Annotated in this window: 16 protein-coding genes; 5 read left to right on the top strand and 11 right to left on the bottom strand. The window is 65.5% G+C overall.

The window, feature by feature from the left end:
* Nucleotides 1–39: 39 nt before the first annotated feature.
* Nucleotides 40–657, bottom strand: coding sequence for a YceI family protein (locus LG367_RS07710; protein WP_226468665.1), 618 nt, complete (start codon nucleotides 655–657; stop codon nucleotides 40–42).
* A gap of 93 nt (nucleotides 658–750) precedes the next feature.
* Nucleotides 751–1,107, bottom strand: coding sequence for a DUF1428 domain-containing protein (locus LG367_RS07715; protein ID WP_226468666.1), 357 nt, complete (start codon nucleotides 1,105–1,107; stop codon nucleotides 751–753).
* A gap of 178 nt (nucleotides 1,108–1,285) precedes the next feature.
* Between LG367_RS07715 and LG367_RS07720 the strand changes: the two genes are divergently transcribed.
* Nucleotides 1,286–2,077 (top strand): NRDE family protein, encoded by a 792-nt coding sequence (locus tag LG367_RS07720; RefSeq protein ID WP_226468667.1) that lies wholly within the window; start codon nucleotides 1,286–1,288, stop codon nucleotides 2,075–2,077.
* Nucleotides 2,078–2,371: 294 nt separating this feature from the next.
* Here the strand turns inward: LG367_RS07720 and LG367_RS07725 are convergent, their stop codons facing one another.
* The 7 genes from LG367_RS07725 to LG367_RS07755 all read right to left on the bottom strand — a co-directional run bounded on the left by LG367_RS07725 (nucleotide 2,372) and on the right by LG367_RS07755 (nucleotide 8,507).
* Nucleotides 2,372–2,851, bottom strand: a complete 480-nt coding sequence (locus tag LG367_RS07725) for a hypothetical protein (protein ID WP_226468668.1) — start codon at nucleotides 2,849–2,851, stop codon at nucleotides 2,372–2,374.
* Complete coding sequence (locus tag LG367_RS07730; protein ID WP_226468669.1) at nucleotides 2,848–3,048, bottom strand: PspC domain-containing protein; 201 nt, start codon at nucleotides 3,046–3,048, stop codon at nucleotides 2,848–2,850. Before LG367_RS07730 ends, LG367_RS07725 begins: the two co-directional genes overlap by 4 nt.
* 32 nt (nucleotides 3,049–3,080) lie before the next feature.
* Nucleotides 3,081–3,557 (bottom strand): YfeK family protein, encoded by a 477-nt coding sequence (locus tag LG367_RS07735; protein WP_226468670.1) that lies wholly within the window; start codon nucleotides 3,555–3,557, stop codon nucleotides 3,081–3,083.
* Entirely contained in the window at nucleotides 3,532–4,623 is a 1,092-nt protein-coding gene (locus LG367_RS07740) for a class III poly(R)-hydroxyalkanoic acid synthase subunit PhaC (protein WP_226468671.1), read from the bottom strand. The genes LG367_RS07735 and LG367_RS07740 overlap by 26 nt, the downstream gene beginning before the upstream one ends.
* A gap of 1 nt (nucleotide 4,624) precedes the next feature.
* The gene (gene phaE / locus LG367_RS07745; RefSeq protein WP_226468672.1) at nucleotides 4,625–5,851 is read right to left on the bottom strand and encodes a class III poly(R)-hydroxyalkanoic acid synthase subunit PhaE; all 1,227 of its coding nucleotides are present in this window, start codon (nucleotides 5,849–5,851) and stop codon (nucleotides 4,625–4,627) included.
* A 73-nt stretch (nucleotides 5,852–5,924) separates the two neighbouring features.
* Entirely contained in the window at nucleotides 5,925–6,545 is a 621-nt protein-coding gene (locus LG367_RS07750) for a CDP-alcohol phosphatidyltransferase family protein (RefSeq protein WP_226468673.1), read from the bottom strand.
* Between the two features lie 96 nt (nucleotides 6,546–6,641).
* Complete coding sequence (locus LG367_RS07755) at nucleotides 6,642–8,507, bottom strand: D-(-)-3-hydroxybutyrate oligomer hydrolase (RefSeq protein WP_226468674.1); 1,866 nt, start codon at nucleotides 8,505–8,507, stop codon at nucleotides 6,642–6,644.
* Nucleotides 8,508–8,602: 95 nt separating this feature from the next.
* Here LG367_RS07755 and LG367_RS07760 point away from each other — a divergent pair, with 95 nt between their 5' ends.
* Nucleotides 8,603–9,268: a response regulator transcription factor gene (locus tag LG367_RS07760; protein WP_226468675.1), complete on the top strand. Its 666-nt coding sequence runs from the start codon at nucleotides 8,603–8,605 to the stop codon at nucleotides 9,266–9,268.
* A 3-nt stretch (nucleotides 9,269–9,271) separates the two neighbouring features.
* Here LG367_RS07760 and LG367_RS07765 read toward each other — a convergent pair whose 3' ends face one another.
* Nucleotides 9,272–12,625, bottom strand: coding sequence for a hybrid sensor histidine kinase/response regulator (locus tag LG367_RS07765; RefSeq protein ID WP_226468676.1), 3,354 nt, complete (start codon nucleotides 12,623–12,625; stop codon nucleotides 9,272–9,274).
* A gap of 231 nt (nucleotides 12,626–12,856) precedes the next feature.
* Entirely contained in the window at nucleotides 12,857–15,085 is a 2,229-nt protein-coding gene (locus tag LG367_RS07770) for a TonB-dependent receptor (protein ID WP_226468677.1), read from the bottom strand.
* A gap of 199 nt (nucleotides 15,086–15,284) precedes the next feature.
* On the opposite strand from LG367_RS07770, the gene LG367_RS07775 reads away from it, so the two are divergent.
* The 3 genes from LG367_RS07775 to LG367_RS07785 all read left to right on the top strand — a co-directional run bounded on the left by LG367_RS07775 (nucleotide 15,285) and on the right by LG367_RS07785 (nucleotide 19,958).
* Complete coding sequence (locus LG367_RS07775; RefSeq protein ID WP_226468678.1) at nucleotides 15,285–16,688, top strand: GntP family permease; 1,404 nt, start codon at nucleotides 15,285–15,287, stop codon at nucleotides 16,686–16,688.
* Nucleotides 16,685–17,884, top strand: coding sequence for an esterase/lipase family protein (locus LG367_RS07780; protein WP_226468679.1), 1,200 nt, complete (start codon nucleotides 16,685–16,687; stop codon nucleotides 17,882–17,884). The genes LG367_RS07775 and LG367_RS07780 overlap by 4 nt, the downstream gene beginning before the upstream one ends.
* Before the next feature lie 331 nt (nucleotides 17,885–18,215).
* The gene (locus LG367_RS07785) at nucleotides 18,216–19,958 is read left to right on the top strand and encodes a DUF1800 domain-containing protein (RefSeq protein ID WP_226468680.1); all 1,743 of its coding nucleotides are present in this window, start codon (nucleotides 18,216–18,218) and stop codon (nucleotides 19,956–19,958) included.
* Nucleotides 19,959–19,964 lie beyond the last annotated feature (6 nt).

Genomic DNA, 19,964 nt, shown 5'->3' on the forward strand with positions numbered 1-19,964 from the left:
GGTCCGCGAACGATTGCGCTTACCGATCGTCAAGAACCATCATTCCTTGACGATAGCTTCCACCTGGATGCGCAATTCGACGTCCATGCTGAATCCGTAATCCTTGCCCGCATCCATACCAAACGCATCGCGCTTGATCGTGGCCGCGGCATCGGCGCCGCACAGTTCGCGCTTGAACATCGGATGCGGCATGCACTTGAAGGAGCGGACCGTCAGCGTGACCGGCTTGGTGACGCCATGCAGCGTCAGCTCGCCCTCCACCTTCGTCGGCTTGCCGTCGACGAAATCGGCCAGCTTGCCTTTGTAGGTCGCGGTCGGATACTTGGCGGCATCGAACAGCTTGTCGCTCTTGGCCATGTCGTTCATCGCATCCAGGCCGTAATCGATGCTCGCCACGTCCACGGTGACGTCGACCGAGCCGGTCTTTGCGGCCTTGTCGAGCGTGATCGTGCCGGAAGTCTTGTTGAACTTGCCGCGCCATACCGAGACACCGCCCATGTGATCGGCTTCGAAACTCGGATAGGTGTGCATCGGGTCGATTTCATAAATTTTCTCGGAAGCCGTCGTCTCGGCGGCGCTGGCGGCGCCCGAGACCAGCAGCGCCAGAGACGCCAGCTGACACAACCGAGTCGTGATGTGCTTTCTGATGTTCGACATGGTGGATTTCCCTGGATTTTTTGGATGAGTGCCGGAGGCGCGCCATTCTGCTGCGCGCGCCTTCGGCAGGGACGTGATGGACTACGCGGATGCTCAGAATTGGACGATCGGCTTGAAACCGCCCCAGAACATGCGCTTACCGTCGAATGGCATGGTGTTGATATTCATGTTGGCCAGGCGCGGATCGGCCATCACCTTCTTGTTGATGCTGTCGCGCTGCTTGCGCGTCTTGAACACGATCCAGGAAAAGATCACCACTTCGCCCTTCTTGAGCTTGACGCTCTGCGGGAACGAGGTGAGCTTGCCGGGTTTGACGTCATCCTCCACGGTCTCCACGTATTGCAGCGCGCCATATTCCATCCAGATGCGGCCGGCCTTGCGGGCCAGGGCACGGTATTTGGCGAGGTTCTTCTTCGGGACCGGAAGCACGTAACCGTCGACGTAACTCATGGCAGAACTCCTGTATGGGATGTAGGCGGCGCCGGCGTCGCGTTGCCTGGCGCTCATGACAACGTCGATCCAGGACATCCGGAATCGACATGCCATATTCGATGCGGCTGAAATATTCAGGCTTCGTTTATCCAAATCGGCCGGCACACCCCCTATCGCGATCGGATAGCATCTCGCGATGTGCCTGATCGCTGTCGCCTGGCGGGTCCACCCGCGCTATCCGCTCGCCCTGATCGCCAATCGCGACGAGTTCCATGCCCGCCCCACCGCCGCTGCCGGCACCGATCCGGACGCGCCCGACGTGTATGGCGGCCGCGATCTGCTGCAGGGCGGCAGCTGGCTGCAGGTCTCGACGCGTGGGCGCCTGGCGGCGGTTACCAACGTGCGCGATGGCATCAGTAAGGAAGCCGCCCCGCGATCGCGCGGCAGCCTGGTGAAGCATTTCATCCGCGCGACGAGCGATGCCCTGCCCGCCGCGCAGGCGCTGGCACCGACGGCGACCGAGTACGGACGCTTCAATCTGCTGACCTGGGACGGCACGGCACTGGCCTTCGCCAGCAATCATCCGCGATTTGCCTCATATGCTGTCGCGCCGGGCATGCATGCGATGTCGAACGGGGCCTTCGATGCCCCGTGGCCGAAAAGCGGCCGGGCGACGCGGGCACTCACTGCATGGCTGCAGACGCCCGCGGTCGATGCCTGGGCGGAAGGCGATGCCACGGTGCTCTCACCCCTGTTCGATGCGCTCGCGGATGCGACGCCGGCGCCGGACGAGGAACTTCCCGACACCAAGGTCGGCCTCGACTTGGAGCGTGCCCTGTCGTCACCCTTCGTGCTCGGCGAGCACTACGGCACGCGCTGCAGCAGCGTCGTGTTGATCGGAGAAGACAGGATCGCTTTCGCTGAACGCCGTTTCGGCCCGAACGCCAGCGCGGCGGGCGACACATTCACGACGTTGACGATTGCGTGACCACACTTCTTCAGGGATTTGCGGCGCGCTCGTGAGAAGGCTTATGCACTTCTCGCGCTATCCTTCTGATCGCGATCAATAAGGAAACGAATCCGCATAAAGCAGAAGGCCCAGTCTTGCGGATTTCTCCGTTCGGCTGAGCCTTCTTTGTCGAAGCGATTGCGTCCGGCTTTCACCTTTCGCTTTTTCTCCGACGGTTACAGCGTATCTCAATGACCGTTATGTGACTGTAAAACACGGCGACCGTTCGTCGGCAGCCTGTGCGTCAATGATTTGAAACTTCCATTACACGCACTACGCGTGTTCTCGCGTGAACGGCCACCAGCCGCGCCCTTCGCGTGCATAACGATCGGCGGCGCGCTCGAACCGATTGCGCACGCTGATGCCGCCGCACAATAGATACAGCGGCAGGAACAGCGGGCCCAACGTCATATATTGGTAAACATGCGCGCGTTCGTGATCGACGAGCAGGATCTCGGGCTCTTCGCCGAGCCCCGCGCGATGCGCGTACGTGATGCACGTGGCATCGAGCGTATCGCCCGTATGCAGGATGACGTTGCCGAGCGTGAGCGCTCCGCCCGGTCCCCACGGCCAGTTGTGGAAGACCAATGCGAAATCGGAACGTCGCAGATGCACGTGCGCGCCGAACGCCATTCCGACGGCGCCCAATATCAATCCGATCAGAGTGTTCGGCAACGCCCAGACGATCCCGCAGACCTGCAACGCGCGCAATCCGGCGCGCGAGAACCCTGTTCGCGCCGGCTCGGCGCTCAATCGTCGCCTTCCGGCATCAGCAGCCACAAGATCAGATACACCAGGATGCCGGGAAAGGCCGCCGACAGGATCGATACCGCGACGTAAAGCACCCGCACCAGCGTCGAATTCCAGCGAAGGCGGCGTGCGACGCCGCCGAGCACGCCGGCCAGCACGCGATCGTTGATGGAACGGGAAAGAGTTCGTGGCTGGCTCATCGGATACGACAGCGGCTGGCGATGCGGGCAGTCTAGCGCGTCCCGTCGCCGCGCTGGCGTCGCAGCTCGCGCTCGAACCACTCGGATGCCGGAATCGACGCCTGATCACCGCAGTGCATGTGATAGGCCTTCCCGCTGATGCTGCTGCGGGTCGCGGCGCGTTCGATGAACTGCTCGGCCGTTCCGGCCGCGTCGCGCTTGCGCAGCCAGTCGTATTTCCGCTGCAGATGCGACTGCGCGGCAGCGGCTTCGTACCACTTGCCGTTGCGCTCGAATTGACAACCTGAACGGCCAACGGCCTGGATCAGGCCGTCGATTTCCTTTGGTGCTTCGGCAGCATTAACGCAGACGGAAACTGCGCAAAGCATTCCCAATAGAAGTATTCGATGCCATCCATGGCGCAACACCATGACTACGAAACGTCCCGCCCGGCCATCCCTGGCCGGGCTTTCGGGATCGCAGCCGATGCCGACAGGGCATCGGCTAAGCGCGATCCCGAAGCCATTCATGAATCGCTCCAGGCACTTCCTTCTGCGCGCGGCTCGACACGTAAATGCCAATGTGGCCGCCGCGGAACGAAAGCTCGGAATAATCGCTGCTGCCGATCAAGCCCTTCAGCGGTTTGGAAGCCGATGGCGGCACCAGATGATCCTGCTCGGCGAAGATGTTCAGCACCGGCATTTCGACCAATCCGAGATGCACTTCGCGATCGCCGATCGTGATGCCGCCGTTGACGAATCCGTTGCCCTGATAGAACTGCTTGACGAACTGGCGAAAGGCCTCGCCGGCCTGGTCGGGCGAATCGAAGATCCACTTTTCCATGCGCAGGAAATCCTCGACCGCGCGCTTGTCGTCGAGGATGTCGACGAGTCCGACGTACTTCTGCACGAACAGCCGCCACGGCTTGAGCGTGAGGTAGCACAGGTTCATCGTGTCGGCCGGCACGTTGCCGAGCGTGTCGACGAACAGGTCGACGTTCATGTTCCGCACCCAGTTCGACAGCATGTTGTCGTCGGTGTGGAAATCCACCGGCGTCACCATGGTGATCAGGTTCTTGATCTTGTCCGGATGCAGCGCCGCGTAGCACAGCGCGAACGCGCCGCCCTGGCAGATGCCGAGCAGGTTCACGGCATCGAGGCCGTGGGTGTCGCGCAGATGGTCGACGGCGCCGCCGATGAAGCGTTCGATGTAATCCTCGAGCGTGAGGAAGCGATCGGAACGGTCCGGATAGCCCCAGTCGATGATGTAGACGTCCTCGCCGCGCGCGAGCAGATTGCGCACGATCGACTTGTCGCTTTGCAGGTCGACCATGTACGGACGGTTGACCAGCGCATAGCTGATCAGTAGCGGTATTTTCGCGGTGGGCGCCTCTTCGCCGCGCTGACGGCGCGGCTCGGTGCCGATGAAGCGGTACAACACCGTCTTGCCGTCGCGCCAGACTTCCTGGCGGGTGGTGGCACCGAAATCGACGTCATCCACCTCGCGCAAGGTGGCGAGGCCGGCACCGAGTTTCTGTTGCAGCGTGGCGGCTTCTTCCGCCAGCGCGTCAGCGCTGAAATTGAGCGGACCGTTCATCTCAGCGCCCCTTCTTAGCGGATTTCGCCGTCTTGGCCGTACCCACCGACATCGGCTCCGGCGCCAGCGGCGTGGGAATGCCGGACATGGCGAACAGCGGGCCGCGCTTCACGCTGCGCGCCGCATGTGTTTCCTTGGCGGCCGTCTTCTTCTTGACGGGTTCGGTGGCGGATGCGCGCGCCGGCTTGCGTCGCGCGGAAGCGCTCGATTTCGCAGCGCGCGCAGGCGGCTTCTTCGTTTCCTTGCCGGCAGCCACCATCTCCGCATGTGCCGCGGATGCATTGGATGCGGTTGTGTTCGCGGATGCACGCCCCTGGCTTTCGCGTAGACGCCGCATCTGACGTTCCAGTTCGACGATCTTGCGATGCGCGCCGTCAAGCTCGGTGCGCGTGGGCATGTCGAACAAGGCGCAAGCCTGCTCCACCTCGCGCTGGATGCCCGCGCGCAGACGCATCTGCGCATCGACCATCTGGCCGTAGACCTCGCGGAATTCCCGCGACAAGGCGATCTTCGCGTACGCCTCCTCCGCCGCGTCGATCCACAGATCGAACAGCGCGCGCGCCGATTCGATCTTCTTGCCGTTTTCCGCGCTTTCGGACAGCTTGCGCTCGAACAGTCCGTAGGCATCCTCGGTCGCCTTGAACATCAGCACGTTGTAATCCTGGGTGCGCTGCTGGTAGTCGAGGTGCGCCTGCGCCAGACCCTGCCAGCGTTCCTGATGTTCGCGCGTCAGGCCGAACGTCGGCATGTGCAACCAGGCCGCGCCTTCGTGGCGCCAGGCGTCCAGCGCATTCATCCACGGAGCGGCCTGCGTGAGCCAGCGTTCGAAACTCTGCGCGCCCTGCCCGTGCATCGAGCCGGTCACGTGTGCGAAGGGATTGCCGCCCGCGGCGCCCAGCATGCGCTTCCAGGCCTGTGCGATCTCGCCCGCGCCGGCATTGGCGCCGGCGAACTGCGCCGCCAGCTGCTGCATCTGTCCGAGCCAATGGCCGGCCTGGGTCCTGAGCCGCCCGACCGCGTCGTTCGCCTCCGGCAATCCGCCCTGCGCGAACGCCGCCCAGCCATCCAGCGCGGCCTGCCACGGCGAAGCCGGCGCGGGCCGCGCCTGCGCGAAGCCGCCACCCGCGGCCATGCCGCGCAGCGCCTCGTTCCAGGCTTTCCAATACTGCCGGGTGAGCGCGTCGAAACCGTCCGGCGCGCCGGCGCCGCCTTGATAGCCGTCCTGCATCACCGTCCTCCGAAACCTGGCGCGATGATAACAATGCCCGGCGACAGGAAACGTTCGTTTCCCGTCCGCGGCTTCAGAGTTTGGGGATACGCAGTGTCTTGCTGATCATCATCGACCCGGACAGGGCATAAAGCAGCGTCAGCGGATGCAGCTGCCACGGCCCCAGCGACCAGACGCCGAGCCACAGCCCCTCGCCGATGTGGCCGCCGTATGCGGCGATCGCCAGCACGATCACGATGACGAGGCTGGTCGGGATCGGCGTGCCTTCGAAATATTTCACCTTGTCGCCGCCGTCGGCCAAGGTCTCGGCGGTGACGTTGTAGCGCGCGAGGCGGCTGACGCCGCAGCCGACGAAGTAGCTGAGGATCACCCAGTCCCAGCCGCCCTGCAGGCCACAGGCGTAGCCCAGCGCGGCCGGCGCGACGCCGAAGGAGATCACGTCGGCGAGCGAATCCAGTTCGCGCCCGAGCGTGGACGCCACCTTGCGCCAGCGCGCGATGCGGCCGTCGAGCGCGTCGAAGATGAAGGCCAGCGGGATCAGCGCCATGCCGATCATCAGATCGCGAACGACACCGTCCTGCAGGAAACGCATCGCCGCGAACACCGCCCCCGTGCCGCAGAACGCATTGCCGAGGGTGAACCAGTCGGCGAGCTGGAAGTCGCGAAGCATGGAGAAATGGCGGGGGCGCTGCATGACGGGGTCCGGCGTGGAAAGCGACAGCGTGCCAAATTCCGCGTGCGCGTGGGGCGATCCCTGCAGGATCGCCGCATTCGTCACTCTTTTTCGCCGCTAGCGCGGCAGCGCCAGGTGCTCCGCGGCCAGCGGCTTGCCCGCGCCGCGCGGCGTGCTCTCGACGACGGCATCGGCGGGCATGCGCGCGGTACCGTCGAGCACGGCGTCGACGCGATCGAGCGCGGCGTACACATAGGGCAGCAGCGGCACGTAGCGCGCGGCATAGTCCGGGAAGCCGAGAAAGGCGTCGAAATGCTGGGCATGCCGCACCTGCCAGTAGCGCACGTCGCGGCCGGCGGCCTGCGCCTTGGCCACCCACGGCCGGCTGCTGAAGGCGATCGGCACCAGGCCGTCGTCGATGCCGTGCACCACCAGCACCGGCAGGTCGCGGCGCGGCAGACCGGCGCGAACCTCGGCGATGCCCTTGCGCACGCGTTGCGCATCGGTGCTGTCGCCGTCGTTCAATGCGCGCAGGCATTGCAGGCCGGCGAAGCCCGGATCAGGCAATGCCGCCTTGGCGTCGACCAGCCCCACCGCGGCGCCCGGCGGAATGCCGGCGGCATCGCTCCACCACGCCGCGCGCTCCTCGGCGGTGGCCGCACGCGGGCGCAAGTCGGCGCTCTGGGCCGAGAAGGCATAGCCGCAGGGATGTTCGCCCACACCATAGCGCCCGTAGGCCGAAGCGTAAGTGGTGGCGATCGCTCGCCACAGATCGAAACCGGCCGAAGCCACGCCGGCACGCAGCGAGGCTTCGCTCCAGCCGTTATCGAGCATGCGCCGGTAGGCCGATGCCGATTGCGCGGCGACGTCGTCGCCTTCGATCATGCCCGCGGCCTTGAGCGAGGCGCAGCGGGCAGTCCACAACGGTTCGACCTGGGCGCGCAGCGGCGGCTGCGCAAGATCCTTCAGATGCAGCAACGCACACGGCATCAGCAATGCGGCCTCGGTGCTGTAGTCGTAAAGCGAACGCGCGCCCTCGACCTGCACATTGGGTTCGCCGGCGACTACCGCATCGAGCCAGTCGCCTTCCAGTTCGGCCGCGCGCAGCACCGCCCCACCACCGTTGGAAATACCCACGGCGATCACACGCGTGTTGTCGAACGTGAAAGGCGCGGCGTCGGGCATCGCCTCGCCCAACGCGTGCAACGCGAACTCGGCAGCCTGCTTCACGTGCCGGCCCCAGTCCGCCTCGGGATTGTCGAGCGAATGCGCGTGCTTGAAGGCCACGCCGGATGCGTTCACCGGTGCATCGGGCACGAAGGCCAGATCGGCATCGACGCCGAGCGTGCCCGGCGTGCCGTTGGCGCGCGCGCCGGATTGCGCATCGAGATCGAAATAATCAGTGCCCGCGCCCTTGTCGGTGTACGCCACCGCGCAGCCCTTCGGCAGGCCCCAGGCACCGGCGACGGCGATCGCGCCGTAGATGCCGCGCGAACCGGAGGATGCCGTCACCACCACGCAGCGCTTCTTCGTATCGAAGGTATCGGGCACCTGCACCAGCACGCGATGCGGCTGATGCGCGCCCGGCACCTTGGCGTAGGCCGAGTATTCGCGGCCGGGCACCGCGGCCAGCGTGCCGTACAGCTCGCCGAAGCCGCCCCCCGGTGCCAGATCGGCGATGCCGCGCCAGTTGTGCCAGATCGCACGCCGCCGCAGCTCCGAGGTACTCGGGTGGGCGGCATCGGCGAAGGCCGGTGGCGTCATCGCGCGCAGACCGTCGCGTCCGAGCCCGGCGCTGAGCAGATCGTCGGTGCCGCGATGCTCGCTGCTGCGTTCGGACGTGAACATGTTGGACGCGAGCATGGTGAGCTCCGTGGCGCTACGTTGCGGCCCGCTGGCGCAGGCGCCGAGCAGCAGAACGGGCACCAAGATAGCGCTGACGCGCGGGAGGATGGCGCTGGCGCGAATCGAAAGTCTGGTCATTCTGAAACGCTAACAGGCGCGGGGCGGACGTTCATCGTACTTTGGTACCACACGCGCGTCCGCGCATCGGGCTCGATTCCTGCCAGAATCGGGATATGCCGCTCTTGCTGATCGCCGACGACCATCCGCTGTTCCGCGCCGCCCTGCGCCAGGCCGCGGCCGATGCCGTCGACGACCTGCAAGTGCGCGAAGCCGACTCGCTGGACGGCGTACTGGCAGCGCTGGACGCCGAACCGGGCATCGACCTGGTCCTGCTCGATCTGCACATGCCCGGCAATCACGGCCTGGCTGGGCTGGCCGCCATCCGCGCGCAGCATCCCGGCGTGGCGGTGATCGTGGTCTCGGCGAATGACGATCCGCAAGTGGTGCGGCGCGCGCTCGACCACGGCGCTGCCGGCTATCTGCCCAAGAGCGCGGGCCTGGACGAGCTGCGCGAGGCGATCCGCAGCGTGATGGCCTGTGAGCAATGGCTGCCCGCCTCTTTGCGTGCCTCGGTGGCGCGCGCGCAGTCGTCCGGCTACGACAGCGCACTGGCCGCGCGGCTGGCCAGCCTGTCGCCGCAGCAGTTCCGGGTATTGGCGCTGGTGGCGGAAGGATTGCTCAACAAGCAGATCGCCGATCGTCTCGACGTGCAGGAACGCACGGTGAAGGCGCATCTGTCGGCGATCTTCGATCGACTCGGCGTGCGCAATCGCACCCAGGCCGGCGTGGTGCTGCGCGAATTGGAATTGCGCGATCCGGCGCGGCAGATCGCGTCCTGACTTTCACGCCGCGCGCGCAGCGAGCAGCCTGTCGAGCACCGATTTCAACGCCAGCGGCTTGAGCGGCTTGGCCAGCAACGGCAACCCTGCCTCATGCACGGCACGACGCACGGTCTCGCCACCATCGGCGCTGAGGATCAACACCGGGCGCGGGCCGAAGCGCTGCGTCAGGCGCGCGTGCAACGCGGCGCCGGTGTCGCCATCGTCGAGGTGATAGTCGAACAGCCATAGCGCCGCCTCGTGCTGCGCCAGCGCAGCCTCCGCCTGCGTGCCGTTGGAAGCGGCCGTTACTTCGCACCCCCACCCTTCCAGCAACGCGCGCAGCGACTGCAGCGCCGCTGGTTCGTTGTCCACGATCAGCACGCGCGTCCCGGCGATGCCGGCGCGTCCCGTCGTCGCCACCGCCTGCGCGCGCGCGGCCACGCGCGGCACCGACAGCGCGAACACGGTGCCGCGGCCGACGCGACTGCGCAGCGACAACGGCGCCTCCAGCAATCGCGCGATGCGATCGGCGATCGCCAGCCCAAGGCCCAGCCCCTGTCCCGCCGCGCCCTCGCCGCGACGGAACTCCTCGAAGATCGCCGCGCGTTGCTCCTCCACGATGCCGGGGCCAGTGTCGTGTACTTCGATGCGCAGCAGATCGCCGTCACGGCGAACACCAAGCAACACACCGCCACGTGTCGTATAGCGCACGGCGTTGGCGAGGAAGTTCTGCAGCACACGGCGTAGCAATTGCGGATCGCTGCGCACCCAGGCCGCGGTCGGCACGCAGGCGAAACTCAAACCACGCTCCGCCGCCAATGCGCGAAACTCCGAAGCCAGTGGATCAAGCACCTCGGCCAACGGAAACTCGCGCGGCTGCGGCACCAGGCCTCCCGCTTCCAGCCGCGACATGTCGAACAGGCCGGTGAGCAGATCGGTGGTGGAATCCAATGCGCCGCGAATCTGGATCACCGCCTCACGTTGCGCCGGCCCGACGATCTGCTGCGAGAGCGTGTCCGTGAACAGACGCGCGGCATGCAGTGGCTGCATCAGATCGTGGCCGACGGCGGTGAGGAAGCGACTCTTGGCATCGTTGGCGTGTTCGGCTTCACGCTTGGCCGATTCCAGCAGCGCGGTGCGTTCGCCCACGCGCTGCTCCAGCGTTTCGTTGGCCTGGCGCAAACCGCGTTCGACACGGCGGAACGCGGTGACATCGGTAAAGGTGGCCACGAATCCGCCACCCGGCAGCGGATTGCCGCGAATTTCGACGATGATGCCTTCCGCGCTGCTGCCATCGGGCATCACACGCTCGGACAGATGCGGCGTGCCGGCACGCATCCAGGCCAGGCGCCGTTGCAGCGCGTGTTCGATCTCGTGTTCGGGCAGCAATCGCCGCAAGGTCCAGCGGCTGAGATCGGCGATCGGGCGACCGACCTGCAACAGTTCCGGCGGATAGCCGAACAACTCGGCGTAGCGGCGATTCCATGCCACCAGCCGCAACTGTGCGTCGACCACACTGATGCCCTGGCTCATGTTCTCCAGCGCGCCTTCGAGCAAACGCTGGTTGAAACGCAAATCCTGCGAGGCCTCGCCGACGATCGTGGCGACGGTATCGAGATCGGGGCCGATATCAGGACCCGCCTGCCGACGTGCGGCATCGAGCAACAGCCGCGCCGACGCGCTGCCGAGCACGGCGGCGAGTTCGCGTTCGAGCCGCGCTTCGATCTCCGCCGGCACGGGACCATTCTCGGGCGCATCGCGGAGCAACTCATCGACGCTGCGCGCGGAGAGAAAACGGCGCCCGGCGCCACGCAACGTGCGCACGTCGGCGCCGCGTGCGGCCGCGCGCGGCGCCACGCGCACCACCGCCACCAGCAATGTCGCCAACGTGCCCGTGAACAAGCTGGCGCCAACCGCGCGGCCGAGCCGGCTCCAGCCGGTCAAGCCGAACAACGCATCCGGCGACAGCCACGTGAGACCAAGCGGGCCATGTCGCAGCCAGCCTTCCTCACCGTTTACACCCACCCACATCGGCGCCAGCATCACCCAGGCCCAGGTCGCGAAAGCCACCAGCACACCGATACTGGCCGCGCGTGCCGGTGTCTGCGGCCGCCACACCGCGAAGGCCAATGCCGGCGTCAATGTCGCCAGCGCCGAGAACGACACCGCGCCGACGTCGGCGAGCGCGTCGTTGCCCGCGATCAACCGGCTGTAAGCCCAGGCCAGCAACATGATCGCGATGATGCCGCCGCGCCGCAGCAACAGCACATCGCCGCGGCGATCGGTGCTATCACCATTGCGCCCGCGCGACCACGCGCCGCGCAATAGGCCCGGTGCGAACCAGTGGTTGCCGATCATCAAGCTCAGCGTGAGCGTACTCACCACCACCATGCCGGTGGCCGCGCTCAGGCCGCCGAGGAAGGCGAACAGCGCCACGCCCTCATGCCCGCGCGAGAACGGCAGTGCCAGTGCGTACATGTCCGAGGGCACGCTATCACCAAGCAATGCAGCGCCCGCGCGTGCCAGCGGCAATGCCGGCAGCGCGATCAGCAGCAGATACAGCGGAAACTGCCACCGCGCGGTGCGCACGTCGCCCTCTTCGCGGCATTCGACCACGCCGACGTGGAACTGGTGCGGCAGGATGAACATCGCCAACCCGCCCAGCAGCACCAGCGGCGCGAAGCCGTCACTGGTCTGCTGTGCGGATGGAGGCGGCGTCTGCGGCAGCGCATCGAGTCCGAACCAGACGAAGGCGCCCAGCGCCAGCATCGCCGCCAGCTTGAACAGCGATTCGAATGCGATCGCCAGCACCAGGCCGCGATTGTGCTCGACCGCGCTGGCGCGGCGCGTGCCGAACAGCATCGCGAACAGCGCCATCGCCAGCGCCACGTACAGCGCGCCGTCGCGCCAGAACGACACTTCGGCGACGGCGCCGCCACCGGTCAGCGTGGAAAAGCTCATCGTCACCGCCTTCAACTGCAAGGCGATGTACGGGATCAGGCCAAGCGCGGCGATCAACGTGACCACTGCGGCCAGCCACGCGTCCTTGCCCAGGCGCGTGGCGATCAGATCGGCCAGGGAGGTGGCATTGGTCTCGCGCGCGAGCCGGACCAATCGCATCATGAAAGCAACGGCCAGCGCGTAGAACGCGATCGCGCCGAGAAACGTCGGCGGCAGCGGCCAGCCGTAGCGCGCGGCCTGGGTGACGGTGCCGTAGAACGACCACGAGGTGCAATGCACCGCCAGCGACAGCGCATAGACATGACGCCAGTGCCGCGCCAGCGCCGCCGGATGCCGCTCGCCGTACAAGGCCGTGCCGAACATCAGCGCCAGCCACAGCACCGCGGCCAGCACGACCACGCCGATGCTCAGCATCGGTGTAGCCCAGCTTGCAGTCGGAATGCTTGCGCTCGGAATGCTTGCGCTCGCGATGATTGGATCTTGCCCATGCCCGCCCCCACCTCACACGGGAGCATAGCGGTGGACGCGACGGAAGTCGCGATGCGTCGCAGCGACGGCACCGTGATGCGGCCTAGCCGGACCCGAGGCAGTCGCCGCATCCTTGCGGCCGCAGCATCCCCTGCTGAAACCCTTTCCTTGATTGCCTCAGAACTCGTAACGCGCGCTGAGCGTGTACTGGCGCGGCGGACCGTAGAAACCAGTGAGCACGCCGTAGGCGGCGATGTTGTAGCCGGTGGTGCGGTATTCCTTGTCGGTGAGGTTGCTGCCCTGCAGCGAGAACGACCAATGGTCGTCGTGACGCCAGGTCACGCCCGCGCCGAGCAGACCGTAAGCGCCTTGCCGGATCAGCGGACTCAAATCAGTGGTCGGCCACACCTCGCTCTGATAGCTGTAACCCACGCGCGCCGACAGATTGCCGCCGTTGGCCAGATCGGTGCGGTATTCCACGTTGAGCGCGCCCGAGAAGTCCGGCGCATTGGTGAACTTCTGCGTGTCGGCGACGTTGACGCCGGCGGTGATGAACTCGTCGTACTTGGCGTCGAGCCAGGCCAAATTGCCGCTGACGACCCAGTTCGGTGTCGGCAGGTACTGGAATTCGACTTCAGCACCGTCGACAGTGCCCTTGCCGGCATTGGTGAAGTCGCCGAAGAAGCTCTGGCTGCCGTTGGGCAACGTGTAGGAGGTGAACACCGACAGCTGAATGTCCTTGTACACGTTGTGGAACAGCGACAAGTTCAGGAACAGGCGCTGATCCAGCAGCGACATCTTGCTGCCGATCTCGTAACTGTCGACGGATTCGTCGTCGAAGGGTTCGCCCGAGCGCGGCACCGCGGTGGTATTGGCGCGGATATTGAAGCCGCCCGACTTGAAGCCACGGCTGGCCAGGCCGTAGATCATGATGTCCGGCGTGACCTGGTAATCCAGCGAGATCTTCGGCGAGACGTTCTCGAAGCTCACCGTCTTGTCAAAATTGGCGGCCGTGCCCCAGGCCGTATCGTAGTTTCCGTTCGTGTAGAAGCGGTTCAATGCGATCGCGTGCTTCTCTTCATCGGTGTAGCGCGCGCCGACGTCGAGCTTGAGGCGGTCGGTGAGATCGAACGTCCAGTCCGCGTACAGCGCCACGCTCTTGGTCAGCACCTTGCCTTGCGTGTCGCCATATAGCGGATTGGTCAGCGAGGGCGGCAGGAACGGATTCTCGAAATGGTTGCGCACCTGGCCGCCGGCCTCGCCGTCGAAGAAGTACAGGCCCATCACGCCGCGCGCGCGGCCGCCGGCGTCGTAGTTGGCCTGCAATTCGTGGCTGACCTGCTCGTCGTTGTAGAACGCCAGCACGTCGACGAGCGGCAGCGGCGTTTCGTCGAAGTCGATGTTGGTCTCGGTATCGGATTCGCGCTTGGCCACCACGTACTTGAACGCCCAGTCCGCGTTCGGGCGCCAGTTGACCGTGGCCGAGGCGCCTTTCATGGTGGTGTCGTTGACGTTGGGCATGCCGCTGCGGATGTCGTAGCGGTCGTTCAACGGCTGATATGCCGGCGCCAGCGGATTGGGTGCCAGCAGCTTTGCGCCGCGAACGCCGGACTGATCGTCCAGCCAGTCCATCGCGAACTGCACATCGAACTGCTCGGTCGCGAAAGCACCGAGCTGAAAGCGGACCGCGTTGATCTCCTTGTCGCTGACTTCCTGATCGTTGACCAGGTTCTTGCCGAATCCGTCGCGGTTGAGGCTGGCCACCGACAGGCGTCCGCGCAATGCCTCGCTGCCGCCGATCGGGCCACCGATCGCCGCCTTGGCGTCGAGCTGGTCGTGGCTGCCCACGGTGATCTGGCCGAAACCATGGACCTCCTTGGGCAGTTCGCGCGAGATGTACTTGATGGCGCCGCCGATGGTGTTCTTGCCGTACAGCGTGCCCTGTGGCCCGCGCAGCACTTCGATGCGGCCGACGTCGAACACGTCCAGCAGCGCGCCCTGCGGCCTGGCGATGTAGACATCATCCAGATAGATGCCCACGCCCGGATCCACGCCCCACAGCGGATCGGCCTGGCCGATGCCGCGGATATAGGCGGTGGCGGTGCTGCTGGAGCCGCGCGCGGCGTAGATGGTGAGGTTCGGCACCTGTGCGTCGAGATCGCCGATGTCCTGGATGTTGAGCTTGTCGAGCAGGGCCGGCGTGAACGCGGTGACCGCGACCGGCACGTCCTGCAGTGTTTCCTCGCGCTTGCGCGCGGTGACGGTGATGCTGTCGAGCGTGGTCGCGGCGGCACGGTCAGGCTCGGCGGGCGCGGCCGCCTCCTGCGCATGCAGCGCGGGAGCGGCCGACAGGCCCAATGCGATGGCCAGACTGAGTGTGCTGTGCTTGCGGGTGGCGCGCGTCATCGAAGTCCCCTCGACGGATGTGGCGGTGTGCGCGGCCGGTAGCCGCGCGCAGACGGTGGCGACCAACGGCCGCCGATGGGGCAAGACTCTAGGCTTGGCGCGGGGATGCCCGCATCGTACCTTCGGACAATGGGCCGGTATCGGCCGCGCGCCGACACTGCCCCCGCGATGCGCGGCCTCCACGCGCAGGGATCGTCGAATGGCTTTCGTAATCGTGCTGGCCGCGCTGTGTTTCTTGATGTTCGTCGCCTATCGCGGCTACAGCGTGATCCTGTTCGCGCCGGTCGCCGCGCTGGGTGCGGTGCTGTTGACCGACCCGTCGCTGGTGGCGCCGATGTTCACCGGCTTGTTCATGGACAAGATGGTCGGCTTCCTGAAGCTGTATTTCCCGGTGTTCCTGCTGGGTGCCGTGTTCGGGAAGCTGATCGAGCTTTCCGGGTTCTCCAAGGCCATTGTTTCTGCCGTCATCAAGGTGGTCGGCGCCCGCCGCGCGATGCTGTCAATCGTGTTGGTCTGCGCGCTGCTCACCTACGGTGGCGTGTCGTTGTTCGTGGTGGTGTTCGCGGTGTATCCGTTCGCGGCCGAACTATTCCGCCAGGGCAACATTCCCAAGCGCCTGATTCCCGGCACGATCGCGCTCGGCGCCTTCACCTTCACCATGGACGCGCTGCCGGGCACGCCGCAGATCCAGAACATCATCCCCACCTCGTTCTTCGGCACCGACACCTGGGCCGCGCCCTGGCTCGGCACGCTCGGCGGTGTCTTCATCCTGATCGTGGGCATGACCTATCTCGAATGGCGCCGTCGCAGCGCGCTCGCGGCCGGCGAAGGCTACGGCGACCCGGCCGCGCTGGTGAACGAACCCGCGCCGTTCACCGGCGGCAAGCTCGCCAATCCGATCCTGGCGATCCTGCCGCTGATCGTGGTCGGTGTCGCCAACAAACTGCTCACCGTGTGGATTCCACAGGTCTACGGCAGCAGCCACGAGTTCGTCCCGGCCGTCACCGGCAAGGCGGCGCCGGTGGTGCAGGAAATCTCGAAAGTCGCGGCGATCTGGGCGGTCGAGGGCGCGCTGCTGCTCGGCATCGCCACGATCCTGGTCTTCGCCTGGAAACCCGTGCTCGCGAGCTTCGCCGAAGGCAGCAAGTCGGCGATCGGCGGTGCCCTGCTCGCATCGATGAACACGGCATCGGAATATGGCTTCGGTGCGGTGATCGCCGCCCTGCCCGGCTTCCTGGTCGTCGCCGATGCCTTGGCTTCGATCCCGAGCCCGCTGGTCAATGAAGCCGTCACTGTCACCGCGCTGGCCGGCATCACCGGTTCGGCCTCGGGTGGCATGAGCATCGCGCTCGCCGCCATGGGCGAGACCTTCATCGCCAACGCGCATGCCGCCGGGATTCCGATGGAAGTCCTGCATCGCGTCGCGTCGATGGCCTCCGGCGGCATGGACACGTTGCCACACAACGGCGCGGTCATTACCCTGCTAGCCGTCACGGGCCTGACCCATCGTCAGGCGTACAAGGACGTCTTCGCCATCACGATCGTGAAGACGCTGGCCGTATTCGTGGTGATCGCCCTGTTCCACCTGACCGGACTGACATGACCCCACCGCATCACGGCGACGATCTGCGCGGTATCAACCGGCTGACCGTCGACGCGATCACCGGAATCGTCGATCTGGTCGAGCAGATGCATGCCAGCATCTCGCAGCTGCCGGGCATCCTGGCCAAGCCCGTGCAGGGTCCGGCCGGCGGTATCGCCGGATTGGTCTACCGCAGCATCCGCGGCGTCACCGGCGTTGTCGGCAACGGACTCGACGCGGTCATCGGCAGGCTCTCGCCCCTCATCGACAGGATCGGCCCGCTACCGCAACGCGAAGCCGCCATCGCGGCGCTCAATGGCGTGCTCGGCGATCATCTCGACGCCACCGGCAATCCGCTCGCCATCACGATGGAGCTGCGCAGCGGCGGTACGTCATTGCCCATGCATCGCGGCAAGCTCGCCACGGCATTGCCCGCACCCAGCGGCCGATTGCTGGTGCTGGCGCACGGCTTGTGCATGAACGATCTGCAATGGAATTACGGCGGGCACGATCATGGCGCGGCATTGGCACGGGATCTGGGCTACACGCCGGTCTATCTGCATTACAACAGCGGCCGCCACATCTCCGAAAACGGCCGCGATTTCGCTGCCTTGCTGAAGCAGCTTGTGCGGCATTGGCCGGTTCCGGTTGAGCGGATCGCCATCGTCTGCCACAGCATGGGAGGACTGGTGACGCGTAGCGCCTGCCTTGTCGCCGAACGCGAAAAGCATGCCTGGCTGCGCAATCTGGATACCCTGGTCTTCCTGGGCACACCGCACCACGGCGCCCCGCTCGAACGCGCCGGCAGTTGGGCGGACATGCTGATCGGCCTGAGTCCGTACAGCGCGCCTTTCGTGAGGCTCGGGAAAATGCGCAGCGCCGGTATTCAGGATCTGCGCTACGGGAATGTGCGCGACGAGGACTGGCATCAGCGCAGCGGCAACGATCTCAACGATGTTCGCGTGCCGACGCCGCTCCCCCGCAATGTCGCCGCCTATGCGATGGCCGCCAGCACCGCGCGGCGGCGCGCGCGCAAGGGCCAGCTACCGACGGGTGATGGCCTGGTGTCCGTCTCCAGCGCCTTGGGCAGGCATGCCGATACGGCGTTCGACCTGCAATTTCCCGAAGCGCGGCAACAGGTCGTGTATGGCACTCATCATCTTGACCTGCTGGGGGAAGGCGACGTCTATCGCCAGCTCAAAAGCTGGCTGAAATGACTTTCCATCAATAAAACATGACAGGCACCACACTCCGCATCGTGATCCGGTAACAGCAGCGTCAATTCAGCGAAGGACACCGGACTTTTGATCATTCTTTTTGAACATTTCCCTCCTATACTCGAAAACAGGGGATATGCCAGGGGGAAACCGAATGTCTTCTCTGAAATTCACGGATACGGAGAGATTTCTCCGTCGTCCCGGTCCTGTTGATTCTTCGAGCAAAACACCGCCAGCGCCAAGCGCATCCGGCGGGAGCGCACCTGGCGGAAGCATGCCTAGTGGGAGCACGCCTAGCGGGATTGCGCCGAGCCAGGCCAATATCCGAGCGATGCTGGAAAAACGCTACGGCCACGGCAGGCCGCTGCATTACCAGCCCAATCTGAAACAACCTGCTCTGAAACAGAGCACCAACGGCCGCACAGGTGCCGCCTTGAATTCGGCCATGGCAATCCCGCCGATCTCATCGCCGCTTCCGCCACGACAGCCTGCCGTTCCTCAATTGCCGGTACCGCCCTTCGCGGTGCGCGTGCTCAACAATTTGAGCTTCGGCGTGACCGCCGCCGAAATCACCGCGTTCAACGCACTCGGCAGCGATGACGTCTCGCGGCTCACCGCCTACGTCGACAAGCAGCTGAACTGGAGCGCGATCGACGACAGCGCGGTCGAATCACGGCTCACCACCGCCGGCTACAACACCCTCGGCAAGAGCCTCACCCAGCTCTGGGCCGATCACGTGCTGCCCGATCCGGCCTGGGAAGTCCGCATGCGACCCGCCTGGGAAGTGCAACGTGCCGCCCTCGTGCGCGCGGTGCATTCCAAGCGGCAGTTGCGCGAAGTGATGGTCATGTTCTGGCATGACCATTTCAACGTCATGGCCACGGATTTCTCGACCGGCCCGGTCTACGTGCATTACGACCGCGACGTGATCCGCCAGCACGCCTTCGGCAATTTCCGCGCGATGCTCGAGTCCGTGGCCTCCAGCACGTCGATGCTGTACTACCTCGACAACCAGTCGAACACGCGCGCCGGCCCCAACGAGAACTTCGCGCGCGAACTGCTCGAACTGCACACCTTCGGCAGCGAGAACTACCTGGGCCTGATGGATCCGTTCCAGGTGCCGCCCTGTCCGGAAGACCCGAACTTCCCGATCGGCTACACCGACATCGACGTTTACGAAACCGCCGCGGCGTTCACCGGCTGGGCGATCAAGAACGGCCACTGGCAATTCCCGACCGAGAACGACGGCACCTTCGTCTATCGTTCCACCTGGCACGACACCGGGCCGAAGTATCCGCTCGGCATGTTCCTCTATCCCGAGCAGGCCGCGCTCAAGGACGGACGCGACATCCTCGACCGCATCGCGCAGCATCCGCGCGTGGCGAAATTCATCTGCAAGAAACTGATCCGCCGTTTCTTCACCGATACGCCAGACCAGGCCTTGATCGACAGCGCCGCGGCGGTGTTCCGCGCCAACTGGCAGCGCGCGGATCAGATCAAGCTCACCCTGCGCCATATCCTGCTCTCCTCCGCCGCCTACAACAGCTGGGGACAGAAGATCCGGCGGCCGTTCGAGGCCGTCGCCGCGGCGCTTCGCGCGCTCGGCAGCCAATGGACGCTGCCCATCGGCCAGCCCGGCGACGAATACACATGGCGGATGGGACTCGCGGGACACACACCCTACGACTGGCCCGCGCCCAACGGTTATCCGGACACGGCGGCGGCATGGTCGGGCTCGAACACGTTCGGCATGACCTGGAACCTGCTCGGCTGGCTCACGGAAAAATCCATCGACAGCGTGCCGATCGCGCCGATCCTGGCCACCACCCGCAGCAGCGTCACGCAGTGGACATCGCGCAACCTCGTCGACTTCTGGTGCCAGCGCATCCTCGGCTACCTGCCGGCGCGGCGCCAGATCCTGGTCGATTTCATGCGCCAGAACGGCGCCGAGACGGAGGTCATCACCGATACCGACACGTGGTCGCTCAACGACCTGAGGAAGCACTACAACCAGCAACGGTTGCGCAGCATGGTCGCGATGATCCTGCTGTCACCCGAATTCTTCGCGCGCTGAGGAGAC

Source organism: Luteimonas panaciterrae, from assembly GCF_020511115.1.
In the GTDB taxonomy this organism is placed as follows: Bacteria; Pseudomonadota; Gammaproteobacteria; order Xanthomonadales; family Xanthomonadaceae; genus Luteimonas; species Luteimonas panaciterrae.